The organism is Zunongwangia sp. HRR-M8 (genome assembly GCF_027594405.1).
Taxonomy (GTDB): domain Bacteria; phylum Bacteroidota; class Bacteroidia; order Flavobacteriales; family Flavobacteriaceae; genus Zunongwangia.
Genome location: NZ_CP115161.1, coordinates 2,529,605 through 2,547,197 on the forward strand (window position 1 = coordinate 2,529,605; position 17,593 = coordinate 2,547,197).

Sequence of the window (17,593 nt, forward strand, 5' to 3'; positions counted from 1 at the left end):
ATTTTGCAGAGTTCCTTTTGATTTGTGCATAATTAGGCAGTTACAATTGCTTTTTTATTTCTGAATCTGTTTCTGAAACAATACATTTGTCGGCATAATATTTCAATATGGAATGTATTAGCGTTTTCGATATGTTGAAGGTTGGCGTTGGTCCTTCAAGTTCTCACACATTGGGGCCATGGCGTGCTGCACAACGTTGGATTTCCGAATTAAAAAATAAAGGTACTTTTGATTTAGTAGAAAAAATTCACATCGATCTTTACGGTTCTCTTTCACTCACAGGAAAAGGACACGCTACAGACATCGCTACTATTTTAGGTCTTAGTGGCTACGATCCCGTGACGATGGATATTTCAATAATTGATACTGAAATTTATAAAATTAGAGCAGAAAAAATACTGAAGCTAAATAAGGAAAATGACATTCCCTTTAATATTGAAAGCGATATAAAATTCAACCGAAAATTTCTTGATTTTCATCCTAACGGAATGATCTTTAGAGCGAGTTTATCGAACGGAAAAAAATGCTCTTCCTCTTTCTTTTCTATTGGTGGTGGCTTTGTAATTAAAAAAACAAGGAAAAACGCTAAAAAGAAACAGGATAAATTTGACGAATTTCCTTTTCCGGTTGAAACTGCCAATCAATTACTAGATTATTGCAAAGCAGAAAATCTAAGTATTTCGCAGTTAGTTTTAGAGAATGAACGTTCTTTAAGAAGTGACGAAAAAATCGATACTGGTCTTCAACAAATATGGAATACCATGTTAGAATCGATGTATATTGGTTGCCATACAGAAGGAACATTGCCTGGTGGACTTAGTGTAAAGCGACGCGCTTTTGAAATGCATCAGCGACTTATTGGCGAAGAAAAATATGATTCGCCAGAAAACTGGATCGATGCGATAAGAAATACTGAAGTTAAATTTCGCCAGATCCTTAAATGGGTAAGTTGTTTTGCTTTAAGTGTAAACGAAGTTAATGCCAGTTTAGGACGTGTTGTTACTGCACCAACCAATGGCAGTGCAGGAACTGTTCCCGCCGTGATGATGTATTATATGGTAATCGAAAATCATGAAGCTACTTTCGAAGATATGAAACGCTTTATGTTAGTCGCAGGCGAAATAGGAAGTCTATTTAAAAAAGGAGCAACAATTTCAGCCGCTATGGGTGGCTGCCAGGCAGAAATTGGTGTATCTTCCGCAATGGCCGCTGGTGGATTAACCGAATTACTTGGTGGTACGCCCGAGCAGGTTTTAATGGCCAGCGAAATTGCAATGGAACATCATCTTGGTTTAACATGCGATCCTATCGCTGGTTTGGTTCAGGTGCCTTGTATAGAACGTAATGCAATGGGAGCGATTAAAGCGATAAACGCGGCAGAAATTGCTTTAGAGAGTGATGCTACTAAAGCCAAAGTTCCATTAGATAAAGTAATTGCTACCATGTGGGACACGGCAAAAGATATGAATTCTAAATATAAAGAAACCAGCGAAGGAGGATTAGCGGTTAAAGTTAGCCTTAGTGATTGTTAAATCTATTTTATAATTGTACGCTCAAAATTTACCATCGAAAATCAAAAATCTTATCCGTCATTATTTTCTTATAATGATGTGCTATATTTTGTTTTTTATGGGAATGGGATTGCTAAATAAGTTCTTTCCAACAATAGATCTTGATCGTTACGAACAAACCGGGATCTACGAGATGATGACCGATAATCCCATCATCTTTTTTATTCTTGCCGTAATTATTGCTCCGATTATGGAAGAAAGTCTTTTTAGGAGTTTAATAAAACCCTCAAAAAATGAAATTCTTATATTCATCTGTTCCTGGATTTTATTTTTGAGTTTATCTTTTATTCCTGCGGAAGCCAATCTTATTCTTAGATATGCACTATTACTATTAAGCGTTTTTATCATCTTTTTATTTCTGAAGTCGGTAATTCCTGAAAGTAAAATGAAAAGACTTCAATATTATCTTCATAAAAATTTTAGGGTAGTTTGGATCCTTTCAGCAATTATTTTTGGCTACGTACATGTGTGGAATTACGTCTCTGGATTCGAATTCAATATTATATTATTCTTCCTCATTTTTCCACGAATAATTGCTGGTTATTTTATGGGCAGATTAAAAGTTCAGAATAAAGAATTATACTGGCCTATGCTTTTACATGCGATGAATAATGCCATTGTAGTACTCATTTCTACCAATGCTGAAAAAATCACCGATCTCTTTATTTAACAAAGACTTAAAAATCTTCGCCCTTCAATTTCGTAAATTCAAGAACCAAAAAAATTGAATGATGAAAGCTGTACAAGTAAAAGAAAAAGGTGGTAATTTCGAATATGTAGATGTCGAAAAACCATCTCCTAAAGAAAATGAAATATTAATCAAGATTGAGGCTTGCGGAATTTGCCATAGCGATGCTATTACAAAAGACGGTATAATGCCTATCGATTATCCAAGAATACCGGGGCATGAAATTGTTGGTCTTGTAGAAAGCGTTGGCGATCGTGTTTCACAATGGAAAAAAGGACAGCGAGTTGGAGTTGGCTGGCATGGTGGTCACTGCTTTGAATGTGAGCCTTGTCGTCGTGGTGATTTTATTAATTGCGAGAATGCAAAAATTAGCGGAATCTCTTACGATGGCGGTTATGCCGAATTTATGACGGCGCCGCAAGAAGCTATTGCGAGTATTCCAGACGAATTATCTTCAGCAGAAGCTGCTCCGCTACTTTGCGCTGGGATTACCGTTTTTAACGCTTTGCGAAACTCCGGAATTACGCCGGGTGATGTTGTCGCTATCCAGGGAATCGGTGGTTTAGGCCATTTAGCAATACAGTATGCTGCAAAAATGGGAATGCGTACCGTAGCGATTTCCACCAGCGATGATAAAAAATCTTTAGCTTCAGATCTTGGTGCGCACCATTTTATTAATGCTAAAGAACAAGATACCGTAGAAGAACTTAAAAAACTTGGTGGCGCAAAACTAATTTTGGCAACAGCACCAAACAGTAAAGCCATAAGTAGTGTGGTTGATGGATTAGGTCCCAACGGAAAATTGCTAATCGTAGGTGCTACCGGCGAGCCTGTAGAAGTTTCACCAATGCAGTTAATTATGGGCAAAAATTCTGTCGCAGGATGGGCCAGTGGAACTGCCATGGACAGTGAAGATACTTTAAAATTTAGTGCGCTAAGCGGAACGAAACCAATGATTGAAGAATACCCACTTTCTGATGTTAAGGAAGCCTATAAAAGGATGATGGATAATAAAGCTCGTTTTAGAGTCGTTTTAAAGCCATAACAAGAAGCTTCAAAATAGTATATTTAAGCCATCTTTATTGATGGCTTTTTTGATTATTTTTAATTCAACCAGAAAAATTTGAATAAAAAATCTACTCTCTAAAAATTGGAATAATGATTATGTTCTAAAAGTAAACTAGTTAAAATCTAGAAACAGTATTAAAAAAATAAGTTGGGATGAAAAAAGCATTTCTAAAATCTCAATTCGAAAATTATAAAACTACAGAATCCCCAATTTTTTGAGGCAATCTTAATTAGTCTCTCATTAAAACCTTATTTTTACGCATACCAAAATTTAAATTAATGTCTGTTGCTAAAAAAGAATATAAAAGAATTACTGTAAAGTCTTTAGTTGACATGAAAAAACGTGGAGAAAAAATCTCTATGTTAACTGCTTACGATTATTCAATGGCTAAAATTATGGATGGCGCCGGGATCGATGTGATCCTTGTTGGCGATTCAGCCAGTAACGTAATGGCTGGATACGAAACTACGCTCCCAATGACGCTAGATCATATGATCTATCACGCGACGAGTGTGGTAAACGCTATTAACCGTTCTTTGGTAGTGGTCGATCTACCTTTTGGAACCTACCAAAGTGATCCTAAGGAAGCTTTGCGATCTTCCATAAGAATTATGAAAGAAAGCGGCGCACATGCCATTAAACTTGAAGGTGGCAAAGAAATTAAAGAATCGATAAAGCGAATTCTTCATGCTGGTATTCCCGTAATGGGACACTTGGGATTAACTCCGCAATCTATTTATAAATTCGGAACCTATACGGTTAGAGCAAAAGACGAAGAAGAAGCTGAAAAACTAAAATCTGATGCTAAACTTTTAGAAAGATTAGGATGTTTTGCTGTAGTTTTAGAAAAAGTACCGGCAAAATTAGCGAAGGAGGTTGCTGAAAGTGTAAGTATTCCTGTAATCGGAATTGGTGCTGGTAACGGATGCGACGGCCAGGTGTTGGTGGTCCACGATATGTTAGGAATGACCAAAGAATTTAATCCTAGATTCTTAAGAAGATACTTAGATCTTTATACTGAAATGACAGGCGCGTTCCAACGCTATGCTGAAGATGTAAAAAGTGGTGATTTTCCTTCGGAAGATGAACAATATTAATTTTTCTGAAAATATTTTTGCTGAATGAATACTGCAGAAGCAATTATCGAAAAACTGAAGCTACAACCGCATCCTGAAGGTGGTTACTTTAAAGAAGTTTATCGAAGCGACGATGTTATCAAGGCGGAGGCATTACCTGAAGCTTTTAAAACAGAACGTAACTATTCTACCAGTATTTATTTTTTACTCACTTCAGAAAATTTTTCTGCATTTCATAAAATAAATCAAGAGGAGATCTGGCATTTTTATGACGGCTCTCCTCTACTTTTATATATGATTTCACCTTCCGGAGAACTTTCAGAAATAAAAATTGGGAGAGATCTGGATAAGGACGAAAAACCTCAATTTGTAGTGCCTAGAAATTACTGGTTTGCAGCAAAGGTTATTCAGCCAGATCATTTTTCTTTTGTGGGTTGCACAGTGGCACCGGGATTTGATTTTGAAGATTTCACATTAGCAGCAAGAAATAATCTTACCAGAGAATTTCCGCAGCATGATAAAATAATCGCTGAATTTACTCGATAATTGAGATTAAATGCTCCGAGGCTCGCCTCGAAATAATAAATGATTTTTTGATAAATGCCTTATGGCTTGCGCTGAGGTATTTTACTAAAAATTAATAATTCCATTTTAATACTTCTATTTTGCCAGAAAAATTACTTTCTAATAAAAATAATTTACAAATACTACACGAAGATAATCATATAATCATCGTGAATAAACGCGTTGGTGATATTGTACAGGGCGATAAAACCGGTGATAAGCCCCTAAGTGATGTTGTAAAGTCCTACATTAAAGAAAAGTATAATAAACCGGGGAATGTGTATTTGGGTGTGGTACATCGTTTGGACCGCCCAACTAGCGGTATTGTTTTATTTTCAAAGACTTCTAAAGCACTTCCGAGATTAAACAAATTATTTCAGGAAAAAGACGCTAAAAAAACCTATTGGGCGGTGGTAAAAAACAGACCACCAAAGGATAATGATGTTTTGATCCATTATTTAAAACGCAATCCAAAGCAAAACAAATCTTTCGCGCATAAAAAAGAAGTTCCAGAAAGTAAAAAAGCGATCCTGGAATATCGAATTTTGAAAGAATTGAACAATTATTTTTTGTTGGAAATCGATTTACAAACCGGGAGACATCACCAGATTCGTAGTCAGCTTTCAGCTATTGGATGCCCTATAAAAGGAGATTTAAAATATGGTTTTGATCGCAGTAATAAAGATGCGGGAATTCATTTACATGCTCGTAAATTAGAATTTATCCATCCGGTAAAAAAGGAACCTATAAAAATAATTGCTGAAGTCCCAGACGAACCGCTTTGGCAAGCCTGCACCTAATTTAAAAGTGCCTGAAATGTATTTCCTTTACTAATATCCCCGCTACGGTAACCTTTCATAAACCACTCCATTCTTTGAGCAGAGGTTCCGTGCGTAAAAGAATCTGGATTTACAGTTCCGTTTATACGACGCTGGATAGCATCATCTCCTACCGCGTTTGCTGCACTTAATGCCTCCTGAATATCGCCTTCTTGAAGATATTCTTGATTATGATTGGCCCAAACTCCTGCGTAGAAATCGGCTTGAAGTTCTAAGGCAACAGAAAGTTCATTTGCCTGATCCTGAGATTTACTTTGCTGTAATTGTCTAACTTTTTGAGAAGTTCCTAAAACGGTTTGTATATGATGTCCTACCTCGTGTGCAATAACATAGGCAGTAGCAAAATCACCTTTTTCTGCGCCAAATTTATTATGCAATTCGTCAAAGAATCGAAGATCCAAATATAACTTTTGATCTGCAGGGCAATAAAACGGACCCATCGCGGCAGAAGCTCTACCACATCCAGAATTTACAGCATCATCAAACAACACCATCCCTGGTTTTGGGTAATTCATTTCATTTTTTGAAAAAATGGAAGTCCAAATATCTTCGGTATCTGCTAATATGGTGGCTGCAAATTCTCCCTCCTCGACTTCAGTTTCAGAAAGTTCTCGAGTTTTTTCAGTTGCAACGCTCGATGGTTCTTCAGATATTATTTGGCTAAGATCTACTCCTGTAAATAATTGAAGCGCTATTACAATAACTGCAACAATACCTCCGCCGGCAATCGTTTTGCCTTTTGTCGACATTCCTCTGCGATCATCAACATTAGAACTTTGTCTTCTACCTTTCCATTTCATAACCTAGTTTTAGAAACGCTATATTATGAATTTCAGAGGCTTACTACGATAATAAAAGAATTAAAAATTTGTGAAATTATCGTATCTGTTCTATCAATCGATATAAGATCTAAAGTGAATTAAAATTGTAAAATATCTATAATACTTAAATAAAGTATTAATTATTTGCCAATGCTATGCCAATAATTTGAAGGTCTGTTCTTGATAATCTATTTTGTGATACAAACGAAATACTAAAATTCAATAAGAGATTTTTGATCAATTAAATAATTAATAAAAATGAAAATATTGAGTTGAAAAATTTCTTCTGACTATATAATAGAATGATAAAAAATAGATTTACAAAAATAAATAATTACGGCTTTATAGGAAACTTGCAAACCACAGCATTGGTATCGCAACAAGGTGATATTGATTTTATGTGTTTTCCCAATTTTGATTCTCCTAGTGTTTTTGCTACAATTCTAGACGGAGATAAAGGCGGTTGTTTTTCTATAGAACCGCTTATAGAAAACTTAAAGTATACACAATTCTATATAACCGACACAGCAACTTTAATTACCCGTTTTACTTCTGAAAAAGGTGTTGGAGAAATTTCTGACACGATGGTTATAGATGAAAAAGACCATAAATTTAAATTATTACGAAAAGTATCCTCTAATCATGGCAACATCTCCTTCAGAGTTAAATGCAAACCCAGATTTGATAATGCGAAGGCAAGGCATACTGCTAAGCAGCACCAGAATGAAATCACTTTCACTACAGATGATGATAAATTTCTTTGTCTGAATAGTTGTCGGGATTTATATATTTCTCGTGATGATGCGTATTCTGAATTCAAATTAGATGAAAAAGAATCCTGCTATTTTATTTTAACAGATTTTCATCTTTCAGAAGAAAACAAAGAAAATATGCCTTCTTTTGGTGAGCAGTATCATTGGGAAAGTCAAGATTACTGGAAAAAGTGGATTAGCAAAACTACCTATAAAGGCAGGTGGATAGAAACAATAATAAGATCTGCTATAACTTTAAAACTCCTTACCTCTCATAAAGAAGGAAGTATTATTGCGGCTCCAACCTTTGGATTACCCGAAAAGATAGGTGGCGAGCGCAATTGGGATTATCGCTATACCTGGATTAGAGATGCAGCTTTTGCCATGTATGCCTTTATGAAACTTGGTTTTAAAGAAGAAGCAAGTGCATTTTTTAAATGGGTAGAAAAATATTGTTTTCAGGAAAAAATGGATTTGGTTTATACCTACGACGGTAAAACGCCGCCTGATGAAACTACATTAGAACATTTTAATGGTTATAAAAACAGTAAACCGGTAAGAGTTGGTAATGATGCGAAAAATCAAAAACAACTTGATATTTATGGAGAACTTATAGATGCTGTATATGTTTACAATCTACATGATGGTAACATTAAAAAGAGTTTCTGGAAAAATATTAAACGATATGTAGACTATGTTTGTGACCACTGGAAAGATAAAGATCGTGGTATTTGGGAAATTAGAGGGGACAAGAAAGAATTTTTACATTCTCGCTTAACCTGCTGGATTGCATTAGACCGCGGCATAAAACTCGCTGAGAATAATGATTTAGATTATCCAAAGGAAAAATGGGAAAAGGTAAGAACAGCAATTAAAGACAGTATCTATTCTGATTTTTGGAACGAAAAAAAAGAAGCTTTTGTACAACATAGTGAAACCGATGAAATTGATGCCTCGGTCATGTTAATGCCTATTCTCCACTTTATCGACAAACATGATGAAAAATGGAAAAAAACTCTTGAAGCTGTTGAACGAGAATTAAAATATGATGTTTTAATTTACCGCTATAGAGCCGCTGAAACCGAAACAGATGGTCTAGAGGGCGAAGAAGGCACCTTTACCATGTGTTCATTTTGGTATATCGAATGTCTGGCACTTATGGATCGCGTAGATGAAGCTGCTGAAAATTTTTCACGAATCTTAGGCTACGGAAATTCCCTTAGATTATTTAGCGAGCAAATTAGTAAAAGTGGTGAGCAGGTGGGCAACTTTCCGCAGGCTTTAACTCATTTGGCACTTATTAATGCCTGCTTAGAACTCAACAAAAAAATGGACAGAAAGAATAATGCTTGATATTCTATAATTTCAGCTACTTTTTAAAACTTCTAAAAATTTCAGTAAAAACGGCAGTAGCGATCAAAAAACCACCGATTATTGTATTGGTTGCAGGAATTTCATTCAGAAAAAAATAACCAAGCAAAATTCCGTAGATAGGCTGCGCACTACTAATAATACTCGCTGTGGTGGCAGAAAAATATTTAAAACTGCTTACCAGTAATGTATGCCCTACTGATGTTGTTAATAAGCCTAAGGCTAAAACCGGTGCGATTTGAGAAGGTACAGTTGTTAGATCAAAAATAAACAGAACCGGAATAAGTAATGTACTTACCACAAACATTTGGTATAACATCAAAACTGAACCATTATATTTAGCCGATTCCTGCTTCATTAAAATATTCCGAATAGAATAGAAAAATGCTGAACCTACGCCAAAACAGACCGCAATGGTTTGTTGATTATCGAGACTAAATTCGGGAACTAAAAAATACACCCCCAATAAAACCAAAATCCCTAAAATCAAGTGTATTTTACTAAAACTTGTTTTCCTGATGAGCGGCTCTAAAAAGGTTGTTATTACCGGGTAAGTATAAATAGAAAGCATACCAATGGCTACGCTGGATAATTTTAATGATTGAAAGTAGGTAAGCCAGTGAATACACATTAAAACGCCGGCGAAAAGAACTTTTAATAAATCCTTCTTGTTAGAAAAACTGAGCTTAAAACCTCTAATCTTACAGAATATTACAAGCGCGCAAATCGCAATAAATGATCGCAGAAAAATAATTAAGAATGGGCTTAGCTCGATATATCTTCCAAGAGTACCCGAGGTGCTTATAATGATGACCGCGAGATTAAGCTGAAGAATATGTTTTAAGTCGGCTTTTTTTTCAACCAAATTCAATCATTTTAGCGTGCATATTCATTTACCTTTTCTTTAATTATATCGGCTACCGGGCGATTTTCAATTTTACTTTCCAGCCAAGAGATAATGTCTAAATATAAAAAAGCACGACGCTCAAATGGATGATCTTCGTATTGCTTTAAGGTAGCGTGAAGTTTTTTAAATTCATTTTTAATATCAAGCGGACTAACATCTGGCAGATTTCTTAGAAATTTGATCATTTCTTTTTGCACCTCATGCAAATCGTTCATTTTGATCAAAAACTTATAGGTCGTTTTAATTAATCGTTCTAAATGGTAATCCATCCCGGCTTCGTAATGGGCAACTAAACTTAAAATTCTGGAGAAACACATCAAATCTTCACGCATCTCTAGAGATTTATTATATATAATTTTTCGCAAGTATTCGATGCATTTTTTATTGTTTCCACTTCCGAAGTATAAGGACGCTATTTTGTAATAAAACACCATGATATGATGTTCATCGATTTTGCCTTTATATCGCTTAATTTTTTGCTCTATTTTTTCGACTAAGTTTTCGCCGCCATGAAACTCTCCTTTCATAAACTTAAGATTCAGCTTATTTTCATATAAATATAGAAAGGACAACGAGGCAATATTATCATCATCAGGGATTTTAGGATTTTTGAGTGTATCCTCAAAACGATGTAATACTTTCTCGAAAGTTGTGGTATGGTTTAAATAGAACAGAGATTCTAATAAATAATGATTCCCTTTTAAATAGAAGACCGGATGCACCGGGATTAAATGTTCATTATCATTAAATAAATCTATCCATTTAGAGGAATATTTAAATGCGTTTAAAAAATTTTGTGTAATAAAACTGAACCATAAATGCGTCTGGTATAACCATAATTTCTCTTTAAACCCAAGATCTGAAAATTTATAATCGGGTAAATTTGTATCAAAATAATGCCGAATTGCCTCGGCCTCTTCTTCAGTACGTGCATATCCCATTTTTAAAAAAATACCATATAGCTGAAGGGAAAGATTTGATAATTTACTGGAAATTTCACTTAGACGCGTAAGCTCTTCCGTTTGTTTAATTAAGGTTTCGGCCCTATTTTCAATACTACGTGTGATGTATTGCGATTCTATAATCTTTTCTAATTCTAAAATCTCGTAAGCAAGATTTTTTTCTTCATAGGCCAAAGCCGTAGCTTTTGTTTTATCCAAAAGTTTCAAACTTTGTTTATAAAGACCTTTTCTATATAAAATAATAGCAAAATCTAATTGTTCTCGAATCTGAATTGGTATACTCTGGTGGGCGGGATTTAAACGTAAACTAATTAAAATTTGCTTATATAAGTGCGCTTTAATATTAGACAATTGCTGCTTACTAATATTGGTATTTTTAAGCACAAATTCTTCGTCATATTTCTTCTGTTTTGATAAAACCTTAAAAAGGTTTAAAAATTTGCTATCAGAATTTACGCCAATTCTTCCTACATACAGCGAAAACTGGCGCTTTTCAGAAGGAGATAATGATTTAATTAAAGAAAAAAGGTTATCCGTTAAATCGTTAGTCATTGTAACAAGATAGTTTTTAATTAATTGATAATCAGTTATATTAAAGAAATATAACTGATTTAATTATCGTAACACTTTACACTGCCCGATAGTAAAGCAATATGCTTTATAATACTTTAGTTAAAGATAAAGCAAAAAAAAACTCTTATGAGCGCAGAAAAGGTAGAAATTTTTGACACAACTTTGAGAGACGGAGAGCAAGTGCCGGGCTGTAAATTAAATACAGAACAGAAAGTTAAGATTGCCGCAAAACTGGACGAACTGGGTGTAGATGTTATCGAGGCTGGTTTTCCTGTTTCTAGTCCTGGTGATTTTAGATCGGTTACCGAAATTTCAAAAATTGCAAAAAACGCTGCCGTTTGTGGACTCACCAGAGCTGTAAAAAAAGACATTGAGGTGGCTGCTGAAGCTTTAAAATATGCAAAAAAACCTCGTATTCATACAGGTATTGGTACTTCAGAATCCCATATTAAATATAAGTTTAATGCAACCAGAGAGCAAATTATCGAGCGTGCTGTAAATGCAGTTTCCTATGCGAAAAATTTTGCAGACGATGTTGAATTTTATGCTGAAGACGCAGGTAGAACAGATAATGATTTTTTGGCGCAGGTCTGCCAGGAAGTCGTCAACGCAGGTGCAACAGTTTTAAATATTCCAGATACTACAGGATATTGTCTTCCTGAAGAATATGGTAAGAAAATCAAATATTTAAAAGATCATGTAGTAGGCATAGATAATGCAATTATCTCGTGCCATTGCCATAACGATCTAGGTTTGGCCACAGCAAATGCCATTGCGGGAATAACTAATGGAGCGCGCCAAATAGAATGTACCATTAACGGTATTGGTGAACGTGCCGGTAATACGGCTTTAGAAGAAGTTGTAATGATTCTTCGCCAACATCCTACATTAAATTTAAATACAGACATCAACCCTAAACTATTGTATCAATTAAGTACGATGGTTTCTAAAGAGATGGGAATGTTTGTACAACCAAATAAAGCAATTGTTGGTGCAAATGCGTTTGCACACAGCTCCGGAATACATCAGGACGGATTCATAAAAAATCGTGAAACTTACGAAATTATCGATCCAGCAGATGTTGGGGTAACCGAATCTGCTATTGTTTTAACAGCTCGTAGCGGGCGGGCAGCTTTAGCTTATAGAGCTAAAAAAGTAGGTTATAATCTTACAAAATTAGAACTAGACACGGTTTACGCAGAATTTCTTAATTATGCAGATATGAAAAAAGAAGTTTTGGATGATGATATTCACGAAATCATGCAAATCTCAAAAAAGAAATTTAAAGCTATTGCCTAACATAAAATACTGAATTTTATTAGAATTCAGAAAAACACAGCCCTCGTGCTGTGTTTAAAAATTTAAAGAAATGAAGAAGACCCTTTTCGATAAAATTTGGGATGCCCACGTGGTAGAGTCGATTCCGGATGGTCCGGATATTTTATATATCGATCAACATTTAATTCACGAAGTTACGAGTCCGCAGGCCTTTAACGAACTGAAGGAACGTGATATCCCGGTTTTTCGACCAAATAAGATCGTTGCTACGGCAGATCACAACACCCCAACAGAAAATCAGCATTTACCGGTAAAGGATTTGCTATCTAGAAAACAATTAAAAGAACTTTCGCAAAACTGCGAAGAAAATAATATTACACTTTATGGTTTAGGCCATCCTTATAACGGGATCGTTCACGTAATGGCGCCTGAACTTGGTATCACACAACCGGGAAAAACTATGGTTTGTGGCGATAGCCATACTTCTACTCATGGGGCTTTTGGTGCTATTGCTTTTGGGATTGGTACCAGCCAGGTAACACAAGTTTTTGCTTCCCAATGTTTATTGGTAGAGAAACCAAAAAGATTACGTGTAAATGTAAATGGGGATCTTAAGAAAGGAGTAACTCCAAAAGATGTCATTCTTTATGTGATTAGCAAACTGGGAACCAATTCGGGTACTGGCTATTTTTGTGAGTATGCCGGAGATGTTTTTGAAAACATGTCTATGGAAGGCCGTATGACGGTTTGCAACATGAGTATCGAAATGGGAGCTCGTGGCGGACTTATAGCGCCAGATCAAACCACTTACGATTATGTTGAAGGAAGAGAATTTGCGCCTAAAGGAGAAGAATTCGACAAGCTGAAAGCCTACTGGGAAACTTTAAAAACCGATGAAGGTGCCGAGTTTGACCAGGAATACTCTTTTGATGCTGAAGATATTGAGCCAATGATCACCTACGGAACCAATCCTGGAATGGGTATTAAGATCACAGGAGCAATACCGGTTGAAGGTGGTAAAAGTGATGCAAAAGCATTAAGTTATATGGGCTTCAAACCTGGTGAAAGTTTAATTGACAAGCCAATAAATTACATTTTTATTGGTAGTTGTACCAACAGCCGTATCGAAGATTTCAGAATGGCTGCCAGTTATATCAAAGGAAAGAAAAAAGCAGAAAATGTAAATGCTTTGATCGTTCCGGGAAGTAGACAGGTTGCTGCTCAAATTCAGGAAGAAGGTCTGGATAAAGTTTTTGAAGAAGCTGGGTTTAGATTAAGACAACCAGGTTGTTCAGCTTGTTTGGCAATGAACGATGATAAAATTCCGGAAGGAGAATATTGTGTTTCTACAAGTAATAGAAACTTTGAAGGTAGACAGGGACAAGGATCTAGAACGATCCTAGCCAGCCCTTTAACCGCAGCAGCAACTGCCATATCCGGAAAAATAACCGACTTTACAAAAAGTTTGAATTAATGGAAAAGTTTACCACATTACAAGATACAGCCGTCCCTTTAGAGGTCGAAAATATAGATACCGATCAAATTATCCCTGCCCGTTTCCTAAAGGCAACCGATAAAGCAGGATTTGGAGAGAATTTATTTAAAGATTGGCGTTTTGACAAAGATGGAAAACCGGTTGAAGATTTTACTTTAAACCAAAATCAATATTCGGGACAAATTTTAATTGCCGGAAATAACTTTGGTTGTGGTTCTAGTAGAGAGCACGCAGCATGGGCACTAAAAGCTTATGGCTTCAAAGTTGTTGTTTCCAGCTATTTTGCCGATATTTTTAAAGGAAATGCACTAAACAATGGTTTATTGCCTGTTCAGGTTTCTCCAGAATTTTTAGACGAACTCTTTCTTGCGATTCGAAAAGACAACAAAGAAAGCTTTAAAGTTGATCTTGAAAATCAAAAAATAGAAATTTTAAGCAGTGGTAAATCTGAAAATTTTGCCATCGACGCTTATAAAAAGACCTGTTTAATTAATGGTTTTGACGATATCGACTTTTTAGTGAGTAAATTAGACGCCATTAAGAAATTTGAAGAGAAACAAACGCAAATGCGTGAAGCTGCGATTCAGTAATTAAAACTGAATCTATAACTTTTAGAGAAAGAACATTATGAAATTAAAAATAGCCGTATTAGCCGGAGACGGAATTGGTCCAGAAATCACTCAGCAATCTATAAAAGTACTTAAAGCTATCGCAGATCGTTTTGATCACGAATTTGAATTCGAAGATGCCATTGTAGGTGCTGCTGCAATAGACTTATTAGATAACCCACTTCCAGAAGCAACTTTAGATCTTTGTAAAAAATCTGACGCTGTTCTATTTGGTGCGATTGGGCATCCTAAATACGACAATAATCCAGATGCAAAAGTACGACCAGAGCAAGGACTTTTAAAACTTAGAAAAGAACTTGGCCTTTTCGCGAATATTCGCCCTGTAACTACCTATGCGAAATTGATCGACCAGTCACCACTTCGTCCAGAAAGAATTCAAGGGGCAGATCTAACCATTTTTAGAGAACTGACCGGCGGAATTTATTTCGGTGAAAAAAGTGTTAGCGAAGACGGACAAAGCGCTACAGACATTTGCACCTATTCTGTTGAAGAAATCGAAAGAATGGCGCATTTGGCTTTTAAAGCTGCGCAGCAACGCCGTAAGAAACTAACTTTAGTTGATAAAGCCAATGTTTTAGAAACTTCCCGACTTTGGAGAAAAACGGTTAAAAAAATTGCTGAAGATTATCAAGATGTAGCATTAGATTTCTTATTCGTAGATAACGCCGCAATGCAAATGATCTTAAATCCTAAACAATTTGATGTAATTCTTACTGAAAATATGTTTGGCGATATTATTTCTGATGAAGCAAGTGTAATTGGTGGAAGTATTGGTTTATTAGCTTCAGCTTCTGTTGGCGGTGATAATGCGATGTTCGAGCCAATTCATGGCTCTTATCCACAAGCCACCGGTAAAGGAATTGCCAATCCTGTAGCTTCGATCCTTTCTGCAGCAATGCTTTTGGATCATTTTGGTTTAACTGAAGAAGGAGACGTAATTAGAAAAGCTGTTGCCATAAGCATCAATTTAAATGTTTGTACTGAAGATATCAATAAAGATAATCCTTACAGTACTGAAAAAGTAGGTGACTTCTTAGAAGGTTTAATTAGCGAATCTGAAAGTAATATCAACGATGAAAATCTGAATTTTGGGCAAATGACGATTATTTAAAAAATAATCATCATCATCCTGAACCCGTTTCAGAATTTCATAAGAAAATATGAGATTCTTTCCCGATATATCGGCATGTGAAGAAAAAAGAAAAATCTTAGTTTATATATTTAAAAAGGAGCTGAAATTCTATAATTTCAGCTCCTTTTTTATTTTCAGCAATATTTTCCAATTAAACTGTATTCAGTACATCTGCTTTTTTTATTTCAGAATAGGTCACTTTTTAAACTAGCTGAAATTTTTAAAAGGTAATTATAAATTTATTAATTCGCTGTAAGATGTTCAAATGCTGCATAATCCATTTGAATTATTGAAGATTCTGAATTTTCAACATCCTCCGAAAGCCTAGCAAAATCTTCCGCGTTATTTAATACAATTCCGTTACGATGCTGTTTCAATGTAGAGAAAAACTTCACTTCAAACCACACTTTATCTAATACTTTTTGTTCTTCAGCAGTTAGCGGATTATTCCCATCAACTATCCAATTCATTTTCTTTTGAGCTAGATGTTTAACTTCATCAGCAGTATTTTTATCGGTAGGCATATTACGTAGCGCCCCTACAACATATATTATTTTACCATAATAAATTGCTTCAACATATTCATTGCCGTACTTTAATTCGAAAAGAGAAGGATCTTTTTCCATTTCTTCAGTTAGGGACAAACTCTCTTCGTAAGAAGGCCTGAAGCCTCTTACACCCTCTTTATGTGTGAGATTTAAAGTAAGCACTTGATCTTCAGAAATGGGATATTGTTCAATAATAGATTGGTAAAGTTCTGTGCTAACCGCAAATTTAGTGGCAAATATTTTATTGGGAACATACCAATTCCATTCATAGAAATTACGAAAAGGAGGTATATTTCCGCTAGGATCTGCATTGTACTGCCAAGTAGCATTACGAAAAAAAGATCCATTAATTTTATGATAATTCCCATCAGAATTAGCAAAGGGATTGCCCACAGGAACTTGGTTGTTTGTTAGCATTGCGGCACCAGTACTTTCGGTGTAAGGATACACTGCTTCCAGAATGGTTTCGCCGTCTTTTTTAATCGTAACGGTCCTGGTTCCTTCAGTTTTATTAAAAACAGTAGAGCTTTTTCCACTATTATCAGCTCTGGTGAAATCTACGGAAATCAGATCTCCTTCCTCATAACTATAAATTGAGGTGCCCTTTTCACTATAAATCTTTTTCTCTGAAGCCCAGCCATTCTCATATACGGTCTCAAACCATAAATCACCTTCAGAAGTATAATATTTAGACCAAAGTGGTTTATTGTCTTCACTACGGCTCACTTCCATATATAAATGCTGTTGTGGATAGCTGGAATAGATTTTAGCAGATTTTATATATCCGTTCTCATAATATTCAAAACTGTCGTATGGATTGTCCAAACCATGTTTAGCCTCTTTGATCCAGCCATTGGGATGTTTACTGATGATCTGGAAAAAATCACCAGATTCTATGGAATAATTGGTCTGAGGAAAATTATCATCTTTCTGACAGGAAGACAATAGAACTGTAACTGCGAATAGCAATGATCGAAAAGTAAAATTTTTCATAACTGGGGTAATCAGAAGTATTGGTTTTTAAAATAAATATTCTATGATTTTATTTATCACCGGAAATAATAATTAATTGAAAATAATGAGACTAGCATTTGATCTTTCAAACAACAAATGATTTTTTAGAACTTGACTATTTTTTGGCTATTGCTTACCACTTTTTATAAGCTCCATTTGTCCGTTTCATTATTTTCTTCTCGCTCTTCTGCCAATAAATATAATCTTCCCTGGATGCGGTAGACCAAGTAATCCCCATTTATTCAAAATGGCCTTTTCCACTCCTCTTTCTTCCTAACTCTTTAATTCAAAAATTTTACTACTT

At 35.4% G+C, this 17,593-nt stretch carries 15 protein-coding genes; 11 read left to right on the forward strand and 4 right to left on the reverse strand.

The annotated features are described in order from the left end of the window. Positions 1-107: 107 nt before the first annotated feature. The 6 genes from PBT89_RS10895 to PBT89_RS10920 all read left to right on the forward strand — a co-directional run bounded on the left by PBT89_RS10895 (position 108) and on the right by PBT89_RS10920 (position 5,768). Entirely contained in the window at positions 108-1,532 is a 1,425-nt protein-coding gene (locus PBT89_RS10895) for an L-serine ammonia-lyase (protein ID WP_270061931.1), read from the forward strand. A 73-nt stretch (positions 1,533-1,605) separates the two neighbouring features. Beyond that, entirely contained in the window at positions 1,606-2,241 is a 636-nt protein-coding gene (locus PBT89_RS10900; RefSeq protein ID WP_270061932.1) for a CPBP family glutamic-type intramembrane protease, read from the forward strand. A gap of 58 nt (positions 2,242-2,299) precedes the next feature. Continuing rightward, positions 2,300-3,304, forward strand: a complete 1,005-nt coding sequence (locus tag PBT89_RS10905) for an alcohol dehydrogenase (RefSeq protein ID WP_270061933.1) — start codon at positions 2,300-2,302, stop codon at positions 3,302-3,304. Positions 3,305-3,606: 302 nt separating this feature from the next. Beyond that, positions 3,607-4,425 carry a 3-methyl-2-oxobutanoate hydroxymethyltransferase gene (gene panB / locus PBT89_RS10910; RefSeq protein WP_270060952.1) on the forward strand — a complete coding sequence of 273 codons (819 nt, stop codon included), beginning with the start codon at positions 3,607-3,609 and terminating at the stop codon, positions 4,423-4,425. Positions 4,426-4,449: 24 nt separating this feature from the next. After that, positions 4,450-4,950, forward strand: coding sequence for a cupin domain-containing protein (locus PBT89_RS10915; protein ID WP_270061934.1), 501 nt, complete (start codon positions 4,450-4,452; stop codon positions 4,948-4,950). 119 nt (positions 4,951-5,069) lie between these two features. Next, positions 5,070-5,768, forward strand: a complete 699-nt coding sequence (locus PBT89_RS10920) for an RluA family pseudouridine synthase (protein WP_270061935.1) — start codon at positions 5,070-5,072, stop codon at positions 5,766-5,768. Here the strand turns inward: PBT89_RS10920 and ypfJ are convergent. Next, positions 5,765-6,607, reverse strand: coding sequence for a KPN_02809 family neutral zinc metallopeptidase (gene ypfJ / locus PBT89_RS10925; RefSeq protein WP_270061936.1), 843 nt, complete (start codon positions 6,605-6,607; stop codon positions 5,765-5,767). The genes PBT89_RS10920 and ypfJ overlap by 4 nt on opposite strands. A 323-nt stretch (positions 6,608-6,930) precedes the next feature. Here ypfJ and PBT89_RS10930 point away from each other — a divergent pair, with 323 nt between their 5' ends. After that, positions 6,931-8,733: a glycoside hydrolase family 15 protein gene (locus tag PBT89_RS10930; RefSeq protein WP_270061937.1), complete on the forward strand. Its 1,803-nt coding sequence runs from the start codon at positions 6,931-6,933 to the stop codon at positions 8,731-8,733. A 16-nt stretch (positions 8,734-8,749) separates the two neighbouring features. Here PBT89_RS10930 and PBT89_RS10935 read toward each other — a convergent pair whose 3' ends face one another. Next, positions 8,750-9,616 carry a DMT family transporter gene (locus tag PBT89_RS10935; protein WP_270061938.1) on the reverse strand — a complete coding sequence of 289 codons (867 nt, stop codon included), beginning with the start codon at positions 9,614-9,616 and terminating at the stop codon, positions 8,750-8,752. A gap of 11 nt (positions 9,617-9,627) precedes the next feature. Then, on the reverse strand, positions 9,628-11,172 hold the full coding sequence (locus PBT89_RS10940) for a hypothetical protein (RefSeq protein ID WP_270061939.1): 1,545 nt from the start codon (positions 11,170-11,172) through the stop codon (positions 9,628-9,630). A gap of 147 nt (positions 11,173-11,319) precedes the next feature. On the opposite strand from PBT89_RS10940, the gene PBT89_RS10945 reads away from it, so the two are divergent. The 4 genes from PBT89_RS10945 (at position 11,320) to leuB (ending at position 15,706) form a co-directional block, all read left to right on the forward strand. After that, positions 11,320-12,492: a 2-isopropylmalate synthase gene (locus tag PBT89_RS10945; protein WP_270061940.1), complete on the forward strand. Its 1,173-nt coding sequence runs from the start codon at positions 11,320-11,322 to the stop codon at positions 12,490-12,492. Positions 12,493-12,562: 70 nt separating this feature from the next. Then, the gene (gene leuC / locus PBT89_RS10950; protein ID WP_270061941.1) at positions 12,563-13,945 is read left to right on the forward strand and encodes a 3-isopropylmalate dehydratase large subunit; all 1,383 of its coding nucleotides are present in this window, start codon (positions 12,563-12,565) and stop codon (positions 13,943-13,945) included. Further along, positions 13,945-14,556, forward strand: coding sequence for a 3-isopropylmalate dehydratase small subunit (gene leuD / locus PBT89_RS10955; protein ID WP_270061942.1), 612 nt, complete (start codon positions 13,945-13,947; stop codon positions 14,554-14,556). The genes leuC and leuD overlap by 1 nt, the downstream gene beginning before the upstream one ends. Positions 14,557-14,593: 37 nt before the next feature. Continuing rightward, positions 14,594-15,706: a 3-isopropylmalate dehydrogenase gene (gene leuB, locus PBT89_RS10960; RefSeq protein ID WP_270061943.1), complete on the forward strand. Its 1,113-nt coding sequence runs from the start codon at positions 14,594-14,596 to the stop codon at positions 15,704-15,706. A 263-nt stretch (positions 15,707-15,969) separates the two neighbouring features. Here leuB and PBT89_RS10965 read toward each other — a convergent pair whose 3' ends face one another. Continuing rightward, positions 15,970-17,268 carry a hypothetical protein gene (locus PBT89_RS10965; protein WP_270061944.1) on the reverse strand — a complete coding sequence of 433 codons (1,299 nt, stop codon included), beginning with the start codon at positions 17,266-17,268 and terminating at the stop codon, positions 15,970-15,972. Positions 17,269-17,593: the final 325 nt, after the last annotated feature.

Bases quoted from the DNA above. Each gene is read 5' to 3' on its own strand.
- PBT89_RS10895 (WP_270061931.1), top strand. From the start codon at position 108: ATGGAATGTATTAGCGTTTTCGATATGTTGAAGGTTGGCGTTGGTCCT.
- PBT89_RS10900 (WP_270061932.1), top strand. From the start codon at position 1,606: ATGATGTGCTATATTTTGTTTTTTATGGGAATGGGATTGCTAAATAAG.
- PBT89_RS10905 (WP_270061933.1), top strand. From the start codon at position 2,300: ATGATGAAAGCTGTACAAGTAAAAGAAAAAGGTGGTAATTTCGAATAT.
- panB (WP_270060952.1), top strand. From the start codon at position 3,607: ATGTCTGTTGCTAAAAAAGAATATAAAAGAATTACTGTAAAGTCTTTA.
- PBT89_RS10915 (WP_270061934.1), top strand. From the start codon at position 4,450: ATGAATACTGCAGAAGCAATTATCGAAAAACTGAAGCTACAACCGCAT.
- ypfJ (WP_270061936.1), bottom strand. From the start codon at position 6,607: ATGAAATGGAAAGGTAGAAGACAAAGTTCTAATGTTGATGATCGCAGA.
- PBT89_RS10930 (WP_270061937.1), top strand. From the start codon at position 6,931: ATGATAAAAAATAGATTTACAAAAATAAATAATTACGGCTTTATAGGA.
- PBT89_RS10940 (WP_270061939.1), bottom strand. From the start codon at position 11,172: ATGACTAACGATTTAACGGATAACCTTTTTTCTTTAATTAAATCATTA.
- PBT89_RS10945 (WP_270061940.1), top strand. From the start codon at position 11,320: ATGAGCGCAGAAAAGGTAGAAATTTTTGACACAACTTTGAGAGACGGA.
- leuC (WP_270061941.1), top strand. From the start codon at position 12,563: ATGAAGAAGACCCTTTTCGATAAAATTTGGGATGCCCACGTGGTAGAG.
- leuD (WP_270061942.1), top strand. From the start codon at position 13,945: ATGGAAAAGTTTACCACATTACAAGATACAGCCGTCCCTTTAGAGGTC.
- leuB (WP_270061943.1), top strand. From the start codon at position 14,594: ATGAAATTAAAAATAGCCGTATTAGCCGGAGACGGAATTGGTCCAGAA.
- PBT89_RS10965 (WP_270061944.1), bottom strand. From the start codon at position 17,268: ATGAAAAATTTTACTTTTCGATCATTGCTATTCGCAGTTACAGTTCTA.